The sequence below is a fragment of the Mycobacterium triplex genome (genome assembly GCF_000689255.1).
Lineage (GTDB): Bacteria > Actinomycetota > Actinomycetes > Mycobacteriales > Mycobacteriaceae > Mycobacterium > Mycobacterium triplex.
Genome location: NZ_HG964446.1, coordinates 4,626,786 through 4,641,650, shown reverse-complemented (window position 1 = coordinate 4,641,650; position 14,865 = coordinate 4,626,786). Strand labels below are relative to the sequence as shown.

The following is a 14,865-nucleotide window of genomic DNA, read 5'->3' as shown; positions in this document are numbered from 1 at the left end:
CGGTGCTCGGTCCCCGCGCCACGCCGCCCACTGGTTGACAGGGCCGGGGCCGGCTGGTTCTATGAACGTCAATGACCGTAAACATGGTCAGTTCGACCAAGTTTATCCGGATAAGTGGTGTGGGCAGGGAAGCAATGACCAGTGGTGTGACGGCGGGCCCCGCGGCGGGTCAGTACGAACTGAGCCATCTGCGCTCGTTGGAGGCGGAGGCCATCCACATCATCCGCGAGGTCGCCGCGGAGTTCGAACGGCCTGTGTTGCTGTTCTCCGGTGGCAAGGACTCGATCGTGATGCTCTACCTGGCGCTCAAGGCGTTTCGCCCCGGGCGGCTGCCGTTCCCGGTCATGCACGTCGACACCGGCCACAACTTCGACGAGGTGATCTCGACCCGCGACGAACTCGTCGACGAGTTCGGGGTGCGCCTGGTGGTGGCGTCGGTGCAGGAAGACATCGACGCCGGCCGAGTCGTCGAGACCATCCCGTCGCGCAACCCGATTCAGACGGTGACGCTGCTGCGCGCCATCCGGGAGAACAAGTTCGACGCCGCGTTCGGCGGGGCACGGCGCGACGAGGAGAAGGCGCGCGCCAAGGAGCGGGTGTTCAGCTTCCGCGACGAATTCGGCCAGTGGGACCCCAAGGCTCAGCGGCCCGAACTGTGGAACCTCTACAACGGGCGGCACCACAAGGGTGAGCACATCCGGGTCTTCCCGCTGTCGAACTGGACCGAGTTCGACATCTGGTCCTACATCGGCGCCGAGAAGGTCAAGTTGCCCCCGATCTATTACGCCCACCGGCGCAAGGTTTTCGAGCGCGACGGGATGCTGCTGGCCGTACACCGCCACATGCAGCCGCGCCCCGACGAGCAGGTGGTGGAGAAGATGGTGCGGTTCCGCACGGTCGGCGATGTCACCTGCACCGGGTGCGTCGAATCGGAGGCCGCCACGGTGTCGGAGGTCATCGCCGAGACCGCGGTCTCCCGGCTGACCGAGCGCGGGGCCACCCGGGCCGACGACCGCATCTCGGAGGCTGGAATGGAAGACCGGAAACGGCAGGGTTACTTCTGATGGCTGCCCCAACCACGTTGCTGCGCATCGCAACTGCCGGCTCGGTCGACGACGGCAAGTCCACCCTGATCGGGCGCCTGTTGTACGACTCCAAGGCCGTGATGGAAGATCAGTGGGCCGCGGTCGAAAAGACGTCGAAGGAACGCGGTCACGACTACACCGATCTCGCACTGGTCACCGACGGCCTGCGGGCCGAGCGTGAGCAAGGCATCACGATCGACGTCGCGTACCGCTACTTCGCGACTGCCAGGCGGAAATTCATCATCGCCGACACCCCGGGCCACATCCAGTACACCCGCAACATGGTGACCGGTGCGTCCACCGCGCAGCTGGTGATAGTGCTCGTCGACGCCCGCCAGGGGCTGCTCGAGCAATCCCGCCGGCACGCCTTCCTGGCGTCGCTGCTGGGTATCCAGCACATCGTGCTCGCCGTCAACAAGATGGACCTGATCGACTGGGACCGGGCGAAGTTCGACGCGATCAAGGACGAATTCCACGCCTTCGCAGCACGTTTGGACGTGCAGGACGTGGCCACCATCCCGATTTCGGCTCTGCACGGCGACAACGTCGTCGCCAAATCGAATCAGACGCCCTGGTACGAGGGGCCGGCGCTGCTCTCACACCTCGAGGAGGTGTACATCGCCGGTGACCGCAACCTGGTCGACGTGCGGTTCCCGGTGCAGTACGTGATCCGGCCGCAGACCCACGAGCATCGTGACCACCGCAGCTACGCCGGAACGGTGGCCAGCGGAGTGATGCGCCCGGGCGACGAGGTGGTGGTGCTGCCGATCGGCAAGACCAGCCGGATCAGCGCCATCGAAGGCCCGAATGGCCCAGTGGAAGAAGCGTTTCCGCCGATGGCCGTCTCGGTGAGCCTGGCCGACGATATCGACATCTCGCGGGGCGACATGCTCGCCCGCACCAACAACCAGCCCCGGGTCGCGCAGGAATTCGACGCGACCGTGTGCTGGATGGCCGACGGCGCGTCGCTCGAGCCGGGCCGCGATTACGTCATCAAGCACACCACACGAACCACCCGGGTCCGGGTCACCGCGCTGGACTACCGGCTCGACGTCAACACCCTGCATCGGGACAAGAGCGCAACGGCCTTGAAGCTCAACGAACTTGGCCGCATATCGCTGCGCGCGCAGGTGCCGTTGCTGCTCGACGAGTACACCCGCAACGCCAGCACCGGATCGTTCATCCTGATCGACCCGCACACCAACGGCACCGTCGCGGCGGGCATGGTCTTGCGCGACGTTACGGCGCAGAAGGCAAGCCCGAACACGGTGCGGCACGAGTCGCTGGTCACCGCCGAAGACCGGGCGGCTCGCGGCCGGACCGTCTGGCTCACCGGCCTCTCGGGTGCGGGCAAGTCGTCGGTGGCGATGCTGGTCGAGCAGAAGCTGCTCGAAAAGGGAACGCCCGCTTATGTTCTCGACGGCGACAACCTGCGCCACGGCCTGAATGCCGACCTGGGCTTTTCGATGGCCGACCGGGCGGAGAACCTGCGCCGGCTGGCCCACGTCGCGACGTTGCTCGCCGATTCTGGCCAGACCGTGCTGGTGCCCGCGATCAGCCCGCTGGCCGAGCACCGCGAGATGGCTCGTAAAGTGCACGCCGACGCCGGGTTTGAGTTCTTCGAGGTGTTCTGCGATACCCCCCTCGCGCAGTGTGAGGCCCGTGATCCCAAGGGGCTGTACGCCAAAGCCCGGGCCGGTGAAATCACGCATTTCACCGGTATCGACAGTCCGTACCAGCGGCCGAAGAATCCCGATCTGCGGCTGGTCCCGGACTGTTCGCTCGAGGAGATGGCGCAGCGTGTCATCGACATGCTGGAGTTGCGCGCCTAGGCGCACAGGTTCGACCCGCCGCACGAGATGGCACAATCCTCAAGGTGCGGATGTCAGCCAAGGCGGAGTACGCGGTGCGGGCGATGATCCAGCTCGCCACCGTGGAAAGCGGCACGCTGGTCAAGACCGACGACTTGGCCCAGGCGCAGGGCATACCGCCGCAGTTTCTCGTCGACATCCTGACCAACCTGCGCACCGACCGCTTGGTGCGCAGCCACCGCGGTCGCGACGGGGGCTACGAGCTGGCCCGCCCGGGCAGCGAGATCAGCATCGCCGACGTGCTGCGATGCATCGACGGCCCGCTGGCCAGTGTCCGTGACATCGGCCTCGGTGACCTGCCGTACTCCGGGCCGACGGCACCGCTGGCCGACGTCTGGCGTGCGCTGCGCGCCAGCATGCGATCGGTCCTGGAGGAGACCAGCCTGGCCGACGTGGCGTCCGGCACCCTGCCCAAGCACGTGGCCAAGCTCGCCGACGACTATCGAGGCCAGGAGAGCCGGCGGCACGGCGCCGGGCGCACCGACTAGGCCGCACCCGATCCGTACGGCCGAGTCAGGATTTCCATGGCGTGCCCGGACGGATCCAGGAAGTAGACCCCACGGCCGCCGTCGCCGTGGTTGATCTCGCCGGGCCGGCTTTGGCGAGGATCGGCCCAATGCTGCATGCCGCGCGAGGCGATCTTGCCGTAGATCGTGTCGAACTCGGGCTCGGAGACCAGGAACGCGTAGTGCTGCCGGTGGATGTCCTCGCCCTCGGGGGCATCGGCGAAGTCGAGGTTCACCCCGTGCTCGAGCGCGACGACCAGGAAGTGCCCGAATGGCTTCGGGGCGGGCAGGTCGAAGAGCTCGGCCAGAAATTCCGCGGACTCGCGCTTGTCGCGGGCGGCGACGATGGTGTGGTTGAAACTGATGGACATAGTTCTTTCCAGCTTACTTGGGCGCCGTCAGCTCCAAGGCGATGTTGTCGGGGTCGCGGAACTCTAGAATGTAGGACGGCCCGATGTCTTTGACCGGCTCGTGCTCGACCCCGATGTCATCCAGATGTGCTGCCGCAGCGTCTAATTCGTCCAAGCTGGCGAGCCGGAACGCGATGTGGTCCAGGCCGCAGCGGTCTTCGTGAAAGCGGTCCGAGGCGACCGGGCGCAGCCCGAGCAGGGTGCCGCCGAGGTCGTAGACGACCCCGCCGAACAAGAAGGAGAACTGGTCGCGGGTCGCCTCGTCGGCATTCTCGGGCACTTCCAGCAGCACCGGCCAGTCGAACACGCTCTCGTAGAACTGGCGCGATCGCTCGATATCGGTGACGGTCAGGCGGACATGTGCGATGGACGTACTGGCTAAGGGCACTCACCCCATGCTGCCACTTCGGCAACCACATGTAGAGGGCATGCCAGAATCGCCGTCGTGCGGATAGCAATGACGATGCCGGTGATGGAGCCGGATCTGGATGCCACGGTGCTCGAAACCTGGGCGCGCGCGATCGACGAGGGCCCGTTCTCGTCGCTGTGCTGGGGTGAGCGCATCGCATTCGAAAACCCGGACAACCTCACGCTGCTCGGCGCGCTCGCGGCGTGGACCAAACGGGTGCGGCTGATGACGACGGTGATCGTGCCGCAGCTGCACGATCCGACGATGCTGGCGAAGGGTCTCGCGACCGGCGACATGCTGTCCGGCGGGCGGTTGACCGTAGGCATCGGCGTGGGCGGCAGGCAGGAGGACTACCACGCGGTCGGCGCCGACCCGGCGACGCAGACCAGGCGCGACATGGCCGCGCGGGTCGCGGTGATGAAGCGGGTGTGGGCCGGCGAAAAGCTCACCGACTCGGTGTTGCCGGTCGGGCCCGCGCCGGTGCAGCCCGGCGGTCCGCCGCTGCTCGTCGGCAGTATCGGGCCGAAGACCATCCGCAGCGCCGCAGCCTGGGCCGACGGGTTGGCCGGCACCACCCTGGACCTCGACGTCGACAAGCAAAACGAGCTTTTCGACGTCGCACGGGCGGCATGGGCGCAGGCCGGCAAGCCCAAACCCCAGCTGGTGACCTCGTTCTGGTTCGCCTTCGGCACACCGGAGCAGTCGCGCGCCCAGGTGCATCGGCACCTGCGCCGTTACATGAATTGGATCCCGGCGGAGTACGTCGACGCGATGGCCCCGATGACCGGCTGGGCCGGTAGCGAGGACGAGCTGGCCGCGGTGCTGCGCAAGTTCGACGACATCGGCACCGACGAGGTGCAGCTGATTCCGACGAGTTCGGACGTCGACCAGGCGCGCCGCGCCGCCGACGTGGCCGGGCGCCTTTAGGCCGGGCGGCGCTCGCGGCCGACTTCCGGCTGCTGCGGCGGCCGCCCCTTGCGCAGCGTGGCCAACAACTCGCGATACGGGCCGACGAGGTAGACGGTGTCGCCGCCGCGCAGCCGCGCATCGCGGCGGGGGCGGCGCTGCACGGGGGCGTCCTCCCGGGTGATCACGATGACCCGGGTCTGGGTGGACAGCTCGAACATCCGCAGCCCGTCGAGCTCGCTCCCCGGCGCCACGTGCATGCCGCCGACCATGAAGTAGCGCTGCCCGACCGAAAACGTTCCCAGGACGTGCAGGCCCATCGCGGCACCGATGAACCACGGGGCGGCCAGTTCGACCGTCGAACGCACGGTGTCGAACCCGAACCGGTCGGCCACCGCGCTGCCCAGCACATGGTCGTAGATGCGCAGCACGATCGGAACGTCGGGCCGGACGACCTGCGGCATCACCCGCGGGCCGAGCATCTCGCGCAGCACGATTCCGGTCTCGATGTTGACCATGTCGTCGTGAGTCAGCACCGTCACGGCGCGCGCGTGTTCGACGTGGGCCGCCTCCAGCGTCTGCGGCAGCGTCGCGTCCCCGAAGATCACCGGAATGCCCAGCTCGGCCGCGGTCGACAAGTACCGGTTGTTTTCGTCGATCTCGATGACCGCGACTTCGTATCCGGCTGCGGTCAGATCGGCGGCGACTCGGCTGCCGAACGAGCCCAGCCCGACGACGATGACGTGATTGCGCAGCTGACGTGCCCGGCGGCGGCCGGCGGTGAAGGCGAAGCGTCGCGAGATCAACAGGTCGGCGATGAATGCGACCAGGACGGCGGTGGTGATCAGGCCGCCGAACATCAGCCCGATGCTGAACAGTCGCAGCCAGGTGGGTTGGGACAGGAAGCTGAAGTCGCCATAGCCGACGGTCGCGATCGTCTCGGTGCTGAAGTACAACGCGTCGACCCAGGTCATTTTCGCGTGCGGCTGGTAGCTGTAGCGCAACAGCACCGTCGAGCCGATCAGCACGGTCAGCACCGCGGCGATCGCACGCAAGAACATCGGGTTGGCGTCGCTGCCCAGCCCGCGTACGGCCTCGACGGCGCGCCGCACCCAGCGGGTACGCACTCGTGCGGCGCTGGGTGCCCGGACCCTGATGCCCTGCGCCGCCAACTCTTCGGCCGTGCCGATCATGGCCGTCCAGTCACCGGTACGCACCTGCACGTCGCGGGCCGGGCAGATTTCCACAAACCCGGGCGTGGGGGAGTTCTTGCCGTGGATCACCGCCACCGGCGCCAGGTCCCCGTAGATCTCCCGCAACGTCCCGTCGTAGGGCGCCTCCGCGCCGGACACCAGCAGCTTGATGCCGGCGACCTCGAACGGGTGCGCGGTGTGCGCCAGGGCCGCCTCGACGACCGAGGGCGCCGCCAATTCGGCGACGTCGAGGATGGCGCCGGGGCCGTTGTCGGCGGCAACCGCTTCGCGCAGCACATCGTTGGCCAGCCGGGCCACCACGCGCACGTTCGGGTTGGCTTTCCTTGCCAGCAAAGCGATTTCGAGGTTTATCGCGTCGTCGTTTCCCGCGCAGACCACGGCCGCCGCATGATCGATCCCGGCCTGGGCGAGATCGTCCTTGGTGTCGGCGACAGTGTCGTCGACGAGCTTGACGATCCGCGCGCCCGCGTTCTGAAGCTCCTCGGCGATCGTCATCGCCAGCGCGTCGTCACCGCTGACGATGATGTGGCCGCGCATGCTCACCCCGCCTCCCGGAACATCACATTGCTATGACTATCGGCCACCGTGCCGATTTCTGCCAGCGCAACATCGGGAACGTCGGGGGCCGCCGCCGCACTAGGCCGGTATCTGCTTCGGCCATAACGGCTTTGCGCTACAGGACGCGAACGTCGGAAGGGCCCCAGAACGCCCGCATCGACGTGATCTTGCCGTCGTCGTCGAACGTCATCAACGAGATCGGCGAGATCTGGGTGCGCGTGTCGCCGGCGTCGAGGGTCAGGTGCCAGTAAAACGCCGCCTCGTTGCCGCCGATGCGGATCTCGGCGAGTTCGGTGTCCTTCTTGGCATCTTGGAATGCCGCGTAGAACTCGCGGACCGCATCCCGGCCGCGCCGCACGTCGGATCCGGCCGGATCCTCGATGGTGGCGTCGGCGGAGTAGAGGTTCACGATCTCGTCGGTGGCGCCGTTGGCGACGTGGGTGAGATAGCTGTTGACGGTCTCGGTGATGGCGTCTTGGGAAGGCATGGCTTCGGACGCTACCTGCTCGCCATCGCGGTCGTGACCGGTTGGTCGCATTCATACTGGGCTCCGTGCCATTCATCGAACGCGTCGCGTCGCGCGAGATCTACCGGAACCCTTGGCTGATCTTCCGGGAGGACGACATTCGCCGCCCGGATGGCAGCCCCGGCATCTACGCCGTGGTGGACAAGCCGACCTATGCGCTGGTGCTGCCCTACGACGGCGAGCGATTCCGGCTCGTCGAACAGTTCCGCTACCCGGTGGGCGCGCGGCGCTGGGAGTTTCCGCAGGGCACCGCACCCGATCTGGTCGACACCGAGCCCGCCGAGCTGGCCGCGCGCGAGTTGCGCGAGGAAACCGGGTTGAGCGCGACCTCGTTCGAGGCGCTCGGCCTGCTCGACGTCGCGCCCGGCATGACCAGTCAGCGCGGCTGGGTGTTTTTGGCCACCGGCATCTCCGAGGGCGAATCGAACCGCGAGCACGAGGAGCAGGACATGCGCAGTGCGTGGTTCTCCCGCGAGGACGTCGAGGAGATGATGCGCTCGGGAGTGATCGCGGACTCGCAGTCGGTCGCTGCCTACGGGCTGTTCCTGCTACACGGGCGATGAGTTTCCGGGTCGGCCCCGGTCAACATCGTCATGACGATCAAAGCGCGCAATCTCGACGGGTACGGAGCGCCGACGATTGAATGGGCCCGGGTAAAAACGGTGCTGGACGGCCGGCTGACGCAGGCGCCGGGCAGCGGTGGTCCGCAACGCCATACGGCGTGGCTCACGACAATCAATCCCGACGGCAGCCCGCACGTGCGGCCGGTGGGGGTGATTGCACACGACGGCAGCTGGTATTTCACGTCCGGACCGGCGACCCGCAAGTCCGGCAACCTGGCCCGCGACCGCAGGTGTGTGGTCAGCGTCGCCACCGAGCAGTTCGATCTCGTTCTCGAGGGCACCGCCGATCGGGTCCGCGACGCTAGCGAATTAGCCTGCGTCGCAGAGGCTTTCGTACATTCCGGATGGCCCGCCCAGGTTGCCGGGGACGCGCTCACCGCCGAGTACAGTGCGCCGTCGGCGGGTCCGCCGCCCTGGCGGGTCTACCGTACCCAACCGGCGGCCGTGTTCGCGCTGGCGACATCGGAACCGTTCGGCGCCACCAAGTTTCGCCTGGACTAGGGCAACGACGGCGGCGCTATTAGGGGCAGTAGTTGGATTCGGCGGCGCTGACGACGCCCGTTGCGTCACTGAGGCTGATTCCCGGGTTCTTGCTCTGCACCACCTGGGCCAGCTGGTCGGGGGTCTCGCCGGCGCTGCGGTCCGCGCAGATCAGGTGCCCGAGCTGGATCAGTCCGTCCTTGTCCCCGGTGAGGCCGATCTTGTGGATCTGGGCGAGGTAAGCGTCATCGTCGGCGGCGGCGACCCCGGTGCTCACGGTCAATGAGGCGGCAACGGCAATAGCGGGGACACTCAGTGCGCACAGTGTGCGAGCAGAAAACATGTCGGCTCCTTTTGAGGTCGGGCAAGTGCGACGCCCTATTATGCTGTTCGCGACGCGTGAATGCATAGCGAATGAACGAAGCGGGCAAAGACTTGCGCGGGCGCCGTCGCCGGACCGAAGCGTCCGAGATCCCGCTGTGCCTACCGCAACCCCGCTCCAGCGGGGGTTGGCGCAGCGAGGGTTGGGCAAAATAGTTCCCCAAAATAAGCGCGCAGGCGGAAAATGGCCAGGCCCGGGCGCGAAATGGTGTGCTTCCCCATACGCACGAAATAGTGACCCGCTGCAATCGTGTCTTTTTCGGAGTTTCTCCCGAGTGTCGCTATCCGATGATGGTTAGGGTCGGGAATGTGACGTCCCTGGTGAAGTTGTTCCGCGACACCGTCGCGGTTCGGATGGCAGTTGTCGTGGTGCTCGGAGTTGTCGTCGCCATCACGGTGGGGCACGCCGCCGGTTCGCGGTACGCGCTGGTCGGTTGGATCACCGCGGCGGGAGTGTATGTGGTGTGGACGCAGCTGATCCTGCGCGGAATGGATGCCGACCAAACCCGTATCTGGGCGACGCGGGAGGACCCGACTCGGTGGGCCGCCGACGCGATCATCCTGACCGCGAGCGTCGCGAGCCTGGGCGGGGTCGGATATGTGGTGGCCGCCGGATCGCGCTCCGGCGCCGAGGCTCTGCAGGCCGCCATCGTCGGTGTGCTCAGCGTCGCGGCGTCCTGGTTCGCCGTGCACACGTTGTTCACCGTGCACTACGCGCGGCTCTACTATTCCGGCGAACCGGGCGGCATCGACTTCCACGACCCGGAGCCGCCGCGGTTTCGGGACTTCGCGTATGTCGCGTTCACCGTTGGCATGACGTACCAGGTGTCGGACACCGAGATCAACCTGACGTCGATCAGGGCGACGGTGTTGCGACAAGCGCTGGTGTCCTACCTGCTGGGCGCGGTGGTCCTCGCGGTCACGATCAATTTGATCGCGGGGCTGGGCGCCAAGGTGTGACCGATGCCGGCGTTGCCTTGGTGCCAAAACTATTGGACTAGAACAATTGTGGGGCGTGCCGGCCGCCGCTAGCCGATCTTGGTGAGGGTGAAGGCGTCGTGCGGGTCGGTGAGGCCGCACGGCGCGGTGCTGTCCAAGAAGACCGCAACACCGGTGAGCGTCAGTGGGTCCCAGGATTGGTGAACATGGACCGGGTGCAGGCTGGAGTCGTTGGCGCAGATCGCGGCCTCCGGGATCGTGCGCGTCACGGTGTACTGGCCGTCGATCAGCGGGGCGTTGAAGCCTTGACCGGGACCGGTGCTCACGTGGGCGACGCAGACCTGCTTGCACGTGGTGTTGATCGTCCACGTTCCGGTGTCGCCGTCCTCGTCCGCGTAGTGGTAAACGCCGTTCATCGTCGTGTCGTCGGCCGCGGCCGGTGGTTCGGCCGTGGCTAGGGGCGCCGGCAATGCAGCCATGCCAGCAAAGAATGTAATTGCCGCGATTAGTGAGTAGACCTTCATGTTTTCCGCCCTCAAGTCTTAGTTCTACCGCCGCGCAGGACACCCGACGCGAACGTATCAGCAAACTAAGAAAGAGTTTCCGGTCACTCTTGAACGCATATCGAATTGAAAGACAAATGGGTTTCTGAGGCCGAAAAGTTCTATGAAATCGACATGCGTCCGGGTTTGCTGCGATGTCGCGGAAGGCCGCGGCGCTCAGCAGTGCGGCGCCCAGCACCTCTGGTTGGGGCAATAGGTCGCGTGCGCGATGCCGACCATGGATGCGACGTCGCCGACCGCGATGCCCCTCGGGTCCAAGTTGGCGTGCACGTCCCGGGCGATCTGGTCTGCCGTCCAGCCCCAGCCGAGATCGTCGCAGATCAGTTGCGCCACCCCGATCAGGGCGGCGTCGTGCCCCGGCGGCCAGGTGAGGCCGGCGGCGCGCAGTTGAGCAAGGTATCCGTCATTGACGGGATCTGCAGTCGCTATCGGTGCGCTCGCAACCAGGGCGGCACCAACCATAGCGGGGGCGGCGATTCTGACCAGCCGGCGAGATATGCGCATCGAGTCATTGTGCGGCAAACGTATGAAGAACAAAGAAAGTCGGGATAGCCGTTGAGGTGTGACAGCCTCGGTGCCCCGCGCAGGATTCGAGGATGTCATCACCAAGGTTGCGCTCGATCGCGCCGCTGGTCGCAATCGTTGCGCTGATCGCCGGCACCACCGTCGCGGCGTGCGGTCGTGGCCAGGGCGCGCCCGCGGCCGAGTACGCCGTCTACGCGGAATACTCACTGTCGAACAAGCCGATGGTCGCCGGCTGGAATGCCCGCGTCTTCAACAAAAAGGAAGTGCAAGAAGGCGAGAACATCGGCCTCGACGATCGGACCGGGGTGGTGACGCTGCGGGCCGGGCTGTATCACATCACCGCCATGTCGCTGGTCAACTCCTACGACGTGGCGAACCCGACCAGCATCCCGACGTTGTCGACGCCGCCGGCCGGCTATGCGCGGCTGCGATACCTCGAGGATGCCCTGAGCCCGGACGTCGTCCCGACCATCGACGTGCTCAACGCCAACAATGCCAAGGCGCTCTCCATCGGCACGGGAAGCGACGCCAACGCGCTGCCGAGCTTCATGGAGACGTTCTTGAGGGTCCAGGACAAGGCCAGCCTCGTCGTCGAGCACCAGGTGGGCAATGACGTGAAGGGTCTCTATCTGCAGGTCAACGCGAACGGCTCGATCTGGCACGTCAACGCGCGAATCTCGATCCAACGGCTCTGATCTCAGCCGGAGAGTCCGGCCGCGGCACGGATCTGCCGGCGGGCCGCGGCGCGGTCGGTCTCGGGAAAGATGTAGTGGCTCAACGCGGTTCGCGATATAGCCCCGGCCAGATCGCGGGGATCCACCGCTGCGGCGAAGGCACCCTCGAGGGCACAGTGCTGCAAGACCGGCACCAGTCCCTCCGCGAGCATCGGGAGCGCCGCGGCCATCTGGTCGTGCGCGAAGCCCGGCTCGAGGTCGAGCAGCCGCCCCGGGGGTTGGGCCTCGAGGAAGCTCGCGACGACGTCCACCGCGGCCTCCAATCGTGCGACGCCGGCGACTCCGGACGTCGCTTGGTCCATCGCCGCGTAGAAGCGACGGCGTTCGCGCTTTCCCATGGCGTCGATCAGGTCTTCCTTGCACGCGAAATAGCGGTAGATGGTGGGCCGCGACACCCCGGCCAGGGTCGCCACGTCCGACAGCGACAACTTGCGGGCTCCGGTCCGGAATATCAGCCGCTCGGCCGCGTCCAGGATTCGATCCGCCAGAGCTCCATGATCTGAACGGGGCCTGCGTGATTCGGCGATCGACACCGTGGCGGCCTCTACAGCTTTCCGAGTTTGCGCAGCCACGAGATCAGCAGCCGCAGTCCGTCGTCGAAGGACATGGGCTGGTAGTTCAGGCGCCGGGTGGTCAGGTTGTCTTTGCTCCGAGTCATGCGGTCGCTGTTGGCCGCGGCCTTCGCAATGGCCATCAAGGTGGGTCCGAATTCGGCGGTCAACGCCTCGGGATCGGTGCGGTAGTCGAGATCCTCGACACGGTGGTCGATTCCGGCGACCTCGCAGGCGCGGTTGATGCCGCCGGCGGTGCTGAAGGTGTCTTCGGGCCGCCCGACCAACAGGTAGCGCTCGCCGGCCACGCCGGCATCCAGTGCGGCGATCGCGCCCCTCGCGACGTCCGCTCCGGCGACCCAGGTCACCGGAAAAGCCAAGTAGCGCTTGATCTTTCCGCGCATTCCTGCCAACAGAACCCGATTGAAACTGGTGCGGTGCAACGCGCGGTCCGCGACCGGGCCGGGTCCGTAGATCGCGCCCGGGTGGCATGTCAGGACGTCGTCGCCGGCGGCTGCGCGCCGATGAGCTTCCAGGAAAGCGGCGAGCTTGGTGACGGTGTAGGGGTCGCTGGGCGGGTTCTTCAGGACCGGCGCCTCCTCGAAGTCGGCGCCCGTGCTCAGGTCGAGGAAGGTGGCGGTGCTCAGGGCAACGACCCGACGCATGCCGTGGGCTTTCCCGGCATCCAAGACGTTGGTGGTGCCGACCAGGTTGACGGCCTTGAAGTCGTCGAGGTCCTGGCTCGCACCACCCAGCAGTGCCGCACAGTGGATCGCCGCCTCGGCGCCCTTGGCCGCGTTGAGTACATCGTCGGCGTCGGCGATGTCGCCCTTGACCAATTCGACGCCGATTTCGGCCAGCGGCGCGGCGTCGTCGGGATGGCGCACCAGGGCGCGAACATGGTCGCCACGCTCGATCAGCTGCTCGCAGACGTTGCCGCCCGTTTGACCGGTTGCGCCGGTGACGAAGATCGTGCTGGTCATCGGGACCTCCCAGGCGTTACAAATCGAACATGTCTAGCAAGAACTGTAAACCTTGACGTGGGGTTGTTCTATAGTTCAGTCCATGGCACTCGATCCCTCCAGCGTCCTGCTCACCGACCGCGTCGCGGTCGTCACCGGTGGGGGCGCGGGTATCGGCCGGGGCATCGCGGCAGGGCTGACCGCATTCGGTGCACGAGTCGCGATCTGGGAACGAAACCCCGACTCGTGTGCCGCCGCCGCCAACGAGATCGGCGCTCTCGGAATTCCGGTCGACGTCCGGGACAGCGCCGCCGTGGATGCCGCGCTGGCGCAGACATCGGACCGGCTCGGAACGGTGTCGATCCTGGTCAACAATGCCGGCGGAGTCTTCTGGTCGGGGATCCTCGACACCACCGAGAACGGGTGGGACGCGCTGTACAAGTCGAACTTGCGCCACGTCTACCTGTGCACGCAGCGGGTGGCCCGCAACCTCGTCGAGCAGAAGCTGCCCGGCAGCATCATCAGCGTCACGTCGATCGAGGGTGTCCGTGCCGCTCCGGGCTATGCGACCTACGCGGCGGCCAAGGCGGGCGTCATCAACTACACCAAGACCGCCGCGCTGGAACTCGCCCCGCATGGCATCCGGGTCAATGCGCTGGCCCCGGACATCACCTGGACAGAAGGCCTCGAGCAGATGGCGCCGCCGGGGTCTCGGAATCGCACGGGCTACACGGTGCCGATGGGGCGCGCGGGTCGCGTCGACGAAATGGCCGGAGCGGCAGTATTTCTCGCGTCCGACATGTCCAGCTACATCACCGGCCAGACGATCCACGTCGACGGTGGCACGCATGCCGCCAGCGGCTGGTACCACCATCCGGAGACCGGGGCATACGCGCTGGGGCCAACGAATTAAATACGGGTAATTTAATGCAGCCATCTTGGCCCAGCTGACCGTTTGCTGCGTAGACGCCTTCGGTGCATAGATGTTTGCTGGTTCCTGACGGCGCGCGACACGTGCTCGAACGCGCGTCCGCAAAGGGGTGGGGGAGGTACCCCGCCGCAGCTCGCGCGCCCCGGACGAGACTTAGCGTCTGCCTGTATCTACGGAGCTGCCGGAACTTTCGGGCGCGCCAGGTGGGCACATTGAGACGACATAAAAGTTTGCTGGAAGGCGAAAGATGACCGTGGGGGAGTTGCTGCGAGCGCAGCTCGACGAAGCGATGGCGCGCGAGCGTGACCAGTTAGGCCAACCAGCCCTGGAATGGGACGAACGCGAACAACAGCACATCGACGCCGCATGCCGGGCCGCCGACGCCGTGGAGCTACTCGATCAGCGAATCGAGGCCGAGCAGGCCGGTGAGCACGGCGGCAACGGCCCACTGATCGTGAAGTACCTGGCCGAGCGTCGGCTACAAGACGACAAAGTCAGTGAGCACCTCAAGTACCTACACATCGAGCAGTTCACGCCGCTCAAGAATCCGCACCGAGTCGCTGGCGGTCACGCCCGCTGGGCGGACGTGCAACGCGGCCATAGGGGGACGGCCTGATGCCGGTGGTCCGGGGTGACGGTGCTCGGCGCCAAAAGGGCGTATACGCCTGGCTTCTGGAGCGGGAGGAGGCCG

At 66.5% G+C, this 14,865-nt stretch carries 19 protein-coding genes; 10 read left to right on the top strand and 9 right to left on the bottom strand.

Annotated elements, in window-relative coordinates:
- Positions 1-83: 83 nt before the first annotated feature.
- Genes cysD through BN973_RS21455 form a run of 3 tightly spaced genes read left to right on the top strand, consistent with a single transcriptional unit; the run spans position 84 to position 3,444 of the window.
- Positions 84-1,064, top strand: coding sequence for a sulfate adenylyltransferase subunit CysD (gene cysD / locus BN973_RS21465; protein ID WP_139830378.1), 981 nt, complete (start codon positions 84-86; stop codon positions 1,062-1,064).
- Positions 1,064-2,917 (top strand): adenylyl-sulfate kinase, encoded by a 1,854-nt coding sequence (gene cysC / locus BN973_RS21460; RefSeq protein WP_036470749.1) that lies wholly within the window; start codon positions 1,064-1,066, stop codon positions 2,915-2,917. Before cysD ends, cysC begins: the two co-directional genes overlap by 1 nt.
- A gap of 44 nt (positions 2,918-2,961) precedes the next feature.
- A complete protein-coding gene (locus BN973_RS21455) occupies positions 2,962-3,444 on the top strand; it encodes an Rrf2 family transcriptional regulator (protein WP_036470747.1) in 483 nt (160 codons plus the stop codon).
- On the opposite strand, the gene BN973_RS21450 is transcribed toward BN973_RS21455, so the two are convergent.
- The gene (locus BN973_RS21450; protein ID WP_036470746.1) at positions 3,441-3,833 is read right to left on the bottom strand and encodes a VOC family protein; all 393 of its coding nucleotides are present in this window, start codon (positions 3,831-3,833) and stop codon (positions 3,441-3,443) included. The genes BN973_RS21455 and BN973_RS21450 overlap by 4 nt on opposite strands.
- Positions 3,834-3,846: 13 nt before the next feature.
- The gene (locus tag BN973_RS21445; protein WP_036470745.1) at positions 3,847-4,260 is read right to left on the bottom strand and encodes a VOC family protein; all 414 of its coding nucleotides are present in this window, start codon (positions 4,258-4,260) and stop codon (positions 3,847-3,849) included.
- A 69-nt stretch (positions 4,261-4,329) separates the two neighbouring features.
- Between BN973_RS21445 and BN973_RS21440 the strand changes: the two genes are divergently transcribed.
- Entirely contained in the window at positions 4,330-5,208 is an 879-nt protein-coding gene (locus BN973_RS21440; RefSeq protein WP_036470743.1) for an LLM class flavin-dependent oxidoreductase, read from the top strand.
- On the opposite strand, the gene BN973_RS21435 is transcribed toward BN973_RS21440, so the two are convergent.
- On the bottom strand, positions 5,205-6,938 hold the full coding sequence (locus BN973_RS21435) for an NAD-binding protein (RefSeq protein WP_036472823.1): 1,734 nt from the start codon (positions 6,936-6,938) through the stop codon (positions 5,205-5,207). The two genes, BN973_RS21440 and BN973_RS21435, sit on opposite strands and share 4 nt — an antisense overlap.
- Before the next feature lie 136 nt (positions 6,939-7,074).
- Entirely contained in the window at positions 7,075-7,446 is a 372-nt protein-coding gene (locus tag BN973_RS21430; protein WP_036472822.1) for a nuclear transport factor 2 family protein, read from the bottom strand.
- Between the two features lie 65 nt (positions 7,447-7,511).
- Here BN973_RS21430 and BN973_RS21425 point away from each other — a divergent pair, with 65 nt between their 5' ends.
- The gene (locus tag BN973_RS21425; protein ID WP_036470742.1) at positions 7,512-8,048 is read left to right on the top strand and encodes an NUDIX domain-containing protein; all 537 of its coding nucleotides are present in this window, start codon (positions 7,512-7,514) and stop codon (positions 8,046-8,048) included.
- 30 nt (positions 8,049-8,078) lie between these two features.
- Positions 8,079-8,609 carry a pyridoxamine 5'-phosphate oxidase family protein gene (locus BN973_RS21420; protein ID WP_139830377.1) on the top strand — a complete coding sequence of 177 codons (531 nt, stop codon included), beginning with the start codon at positions 8,079-8,081 and terminating at the stop codon, positions 8,607-8,609.
- Positions 8,610-8,628: 19 nt separating this feature from the next.
- Here BN973_RS21420 and BN973_RS21415 read toward each other — a convergent pair whose 3' ends face one another.
- Positions 8,629-8,931, bottom strand: a complete 303-nt coding sequence (locus BN973_RS21415) for a DUF732 domain-containing protein (RefSeq protein WP_051641390.1) — start codon at positions 8,929-8,931, stop codon at positions 8,629-8,631.
- Between the two features lie 329 nt (positions 8,932-9,260).
- On the opposite strand from BN973_RS21415, the gene BN973_RS21410 reads away from it, so the two are divergent.
- The gene (locus BN973_RS21410; protein ID WP_051641631.1) at positions 9,261-9,929 is read left to right on the top strand and encodes a DUF1345 domain-containing protein; all 669 of its coding nucleotides are present in this window, start codon (positions 9,261-9,263) and stop codon (positions 9,927-9,929) included.
- Between the two features lie 68 nt (positions 9,930-9,997).
- Here the strand turns inward: BN973_RS21410 and BN973_RS21405 are convergent, their stop codons facing one another.
- Complete coding sequence (locus tag BN973_RS21405; protein ID WP_036470739.1) at positions 9,998-10,387, bottom strand: hypothetical protein; 390 nt, start codon at positions 10,385-10,387, stop codon at positions 9,998-10,000.
- 240 nt (positions 10,388-10,627) lie between these two features.
- Positions 10,628-10,975 (bottom strand): DUF732 domain-containing protein, encoded by a 348-nt coding sequence (locus BN973_RS21400; protein ID WP_232232124.1) that lies wholly within the window; start codon positions 10,973-10,975, stop codon positions 10,628-10,630.
- Between the two features lie 92 nt (positions 10,976-11,067).
- On the opposite strand from BN973_RS21400, the gene BN973_RS21395 reads away from it, so the two are divergent.
- A complete protein-coding gene (locus BN973_RS21395; protein WP_139830376.1) occupies positions 11,068-11,691 on the top strand; it encodes a hypothetical protein in 624 nt (207 codons plus the stop codon).
- Between the two features lie 2 nt (positions 11,692-11,693).
- Here BN973_RS21395 and BN973_RS21390 read toward each other — a convergent pair whose 3' ends face one another.
- Complete coding sequence (locus tag BN973_RS21390; protein ID WP_036470735.1) at positions 11,694-12,263, bottom strand: TetR/AcrR family transcriptional regulator; 570 nt, start codon at positions 12,261-12,263, stop codon at positions 11,694-11,696.
- An 11-nt stretch (positions 12,264-12,274) separates the two neighbouring features.
- Positions 12,275-13,264, bottom strand: coding sequence for an NAD-dependent epimerase/dehydratase family protein (locus tag BN973_RS21385; RefSeq protein ID WP_036470734.1), 990 nt, complete (start codon positions 13,262-13,264; stop codon positions 12,275-12,277).
- Positions 13,265-13,346: 82 nt separating this feature from the next.
- On the opposite strand from BN973_RS21385, the gene BN973_RS21380 reads away from it, so the two are divergent.
- Positions 13,347-14,156 (top strand): SDR family NAD(P)-dependent oxidoreductase, encoded by an 810-nt coding sequence (locus tag BN973_RS21380; protein ID WP_036470732.1) that lies wholly within the window; start codon positions 13,347-13,349, stop codon positions 14,154-14,156.
- A gap of 265 nt (positions 14,157-14,421) precedes the next feature.
- Entirely contained in the window at positions 14,422-14,790 is a 369-nt protein-coding gene (locus BN973_RS21375; protein ID WP_036470731.1) for a hypothetical protein, read from the top strand.
- Positions 14,791-14,865: the final 75 nt, after the last annotated feature.

Coding starts and splice junctions, on each gene's coding strand:
- cysD (WP_139830378.1), top strand. CDS start 84: ATGGTCAGTTCGACCAAGTTTATCCGGATAAGTGGTGTGGGCAGGGAA.
- cysC (WP_036470749.1), top strand. CDS start 1,064: ATGGCTGCCCCAACCACGTTGCTGCGCATCGCAACTGCCGGCTCGGTC.
- BN973_RS21450 (WP_036470746.1), bottom strand. CDS start 3,833: ATGTCCATCAGTTTCAACCACACCATCGTCGCCGCCCGCGACAAGCGC.
- BN973_RS21440 (WP_036470743.1), top strand. CDS start 4,330: ATGACGATGCCGGTGATGGAGCCGGATCTGGATGCCACGGTGCTCGAA.
- BN973_RS21435 (WP_036472823.1), bottom strand. CDS start 6,938: ATGCGCGGCCACATCATCGTCAGCGGTGACGACGCGCTGGCGATGACG.
- BN973_RS21430 (WP_036472822.1), bottom strand. CDS start 7,446: ATGCCTTCCCAAGACGCCATCACCGAGACCGTCAACAGCTATCTCACC.
- BN973_RS21420 (WP_139830377.1), top strand. CDS start 8,079: ATGACGATCAAAGCGCGCAATCTCGACGGGTACGGAGCGCCGACGATT.
- BN973_RS21415 (WP_051641390.1), bottom strand. CDS start 8,931: ATGTTTTCTGCTCGCACACTGTGCGCACTGAGTGTCCCCGCTATTGCC.
- BN973_RS21410 (WP_051641631.1), top strand. CDS start 9,261: ATGGTTAGGGTCGGGAATGTGACGTCCCTGGTGAAGTTGTTCCGCGAC.
- BN973_RS21405 (WP_036470739.1), bottom strand. CDS start 10,387: ATGGCTGCATTGCCGGCGCCCCTAGCCACGGCCGAACCACCGGCCGCG.
- BN973_RS21400 (WP_232232124.1), bottom strand. CDS start 10,975: ATGCGCATATCTCGCCGGCTGGTCAGAATCGCCGCCCCCGCTATGGTT.
- BN973_RS21395 (WP_139830376.1), top strand. CDS start 11,068: ATGTCATCACCAAGGTTGCGCTCGATCGCGCCGCTGGTCGCAATCGTT.
- BN973_RS21385 (WP_036470734.1), bottom strand. CDS start 13,264: ATGACCAGCACGATCTTCGTCACCGGCGCAACCGGTCAAACGGGCGGC.
- BN973_RS21380 (WP_036470732.1), top strand. CDS start 13,347: ATGGCACTCGATCCCTCCAGCGTCCTGCTCACCGACCGCGTCGCGGTC.
- BN973_RS21375 (WP_036470731.1), top strand. CDS start 14,422: ATGACCGTGGGGGAGTTGCTGCGAGCGCAGCTCGACGAAGCGATGGCG.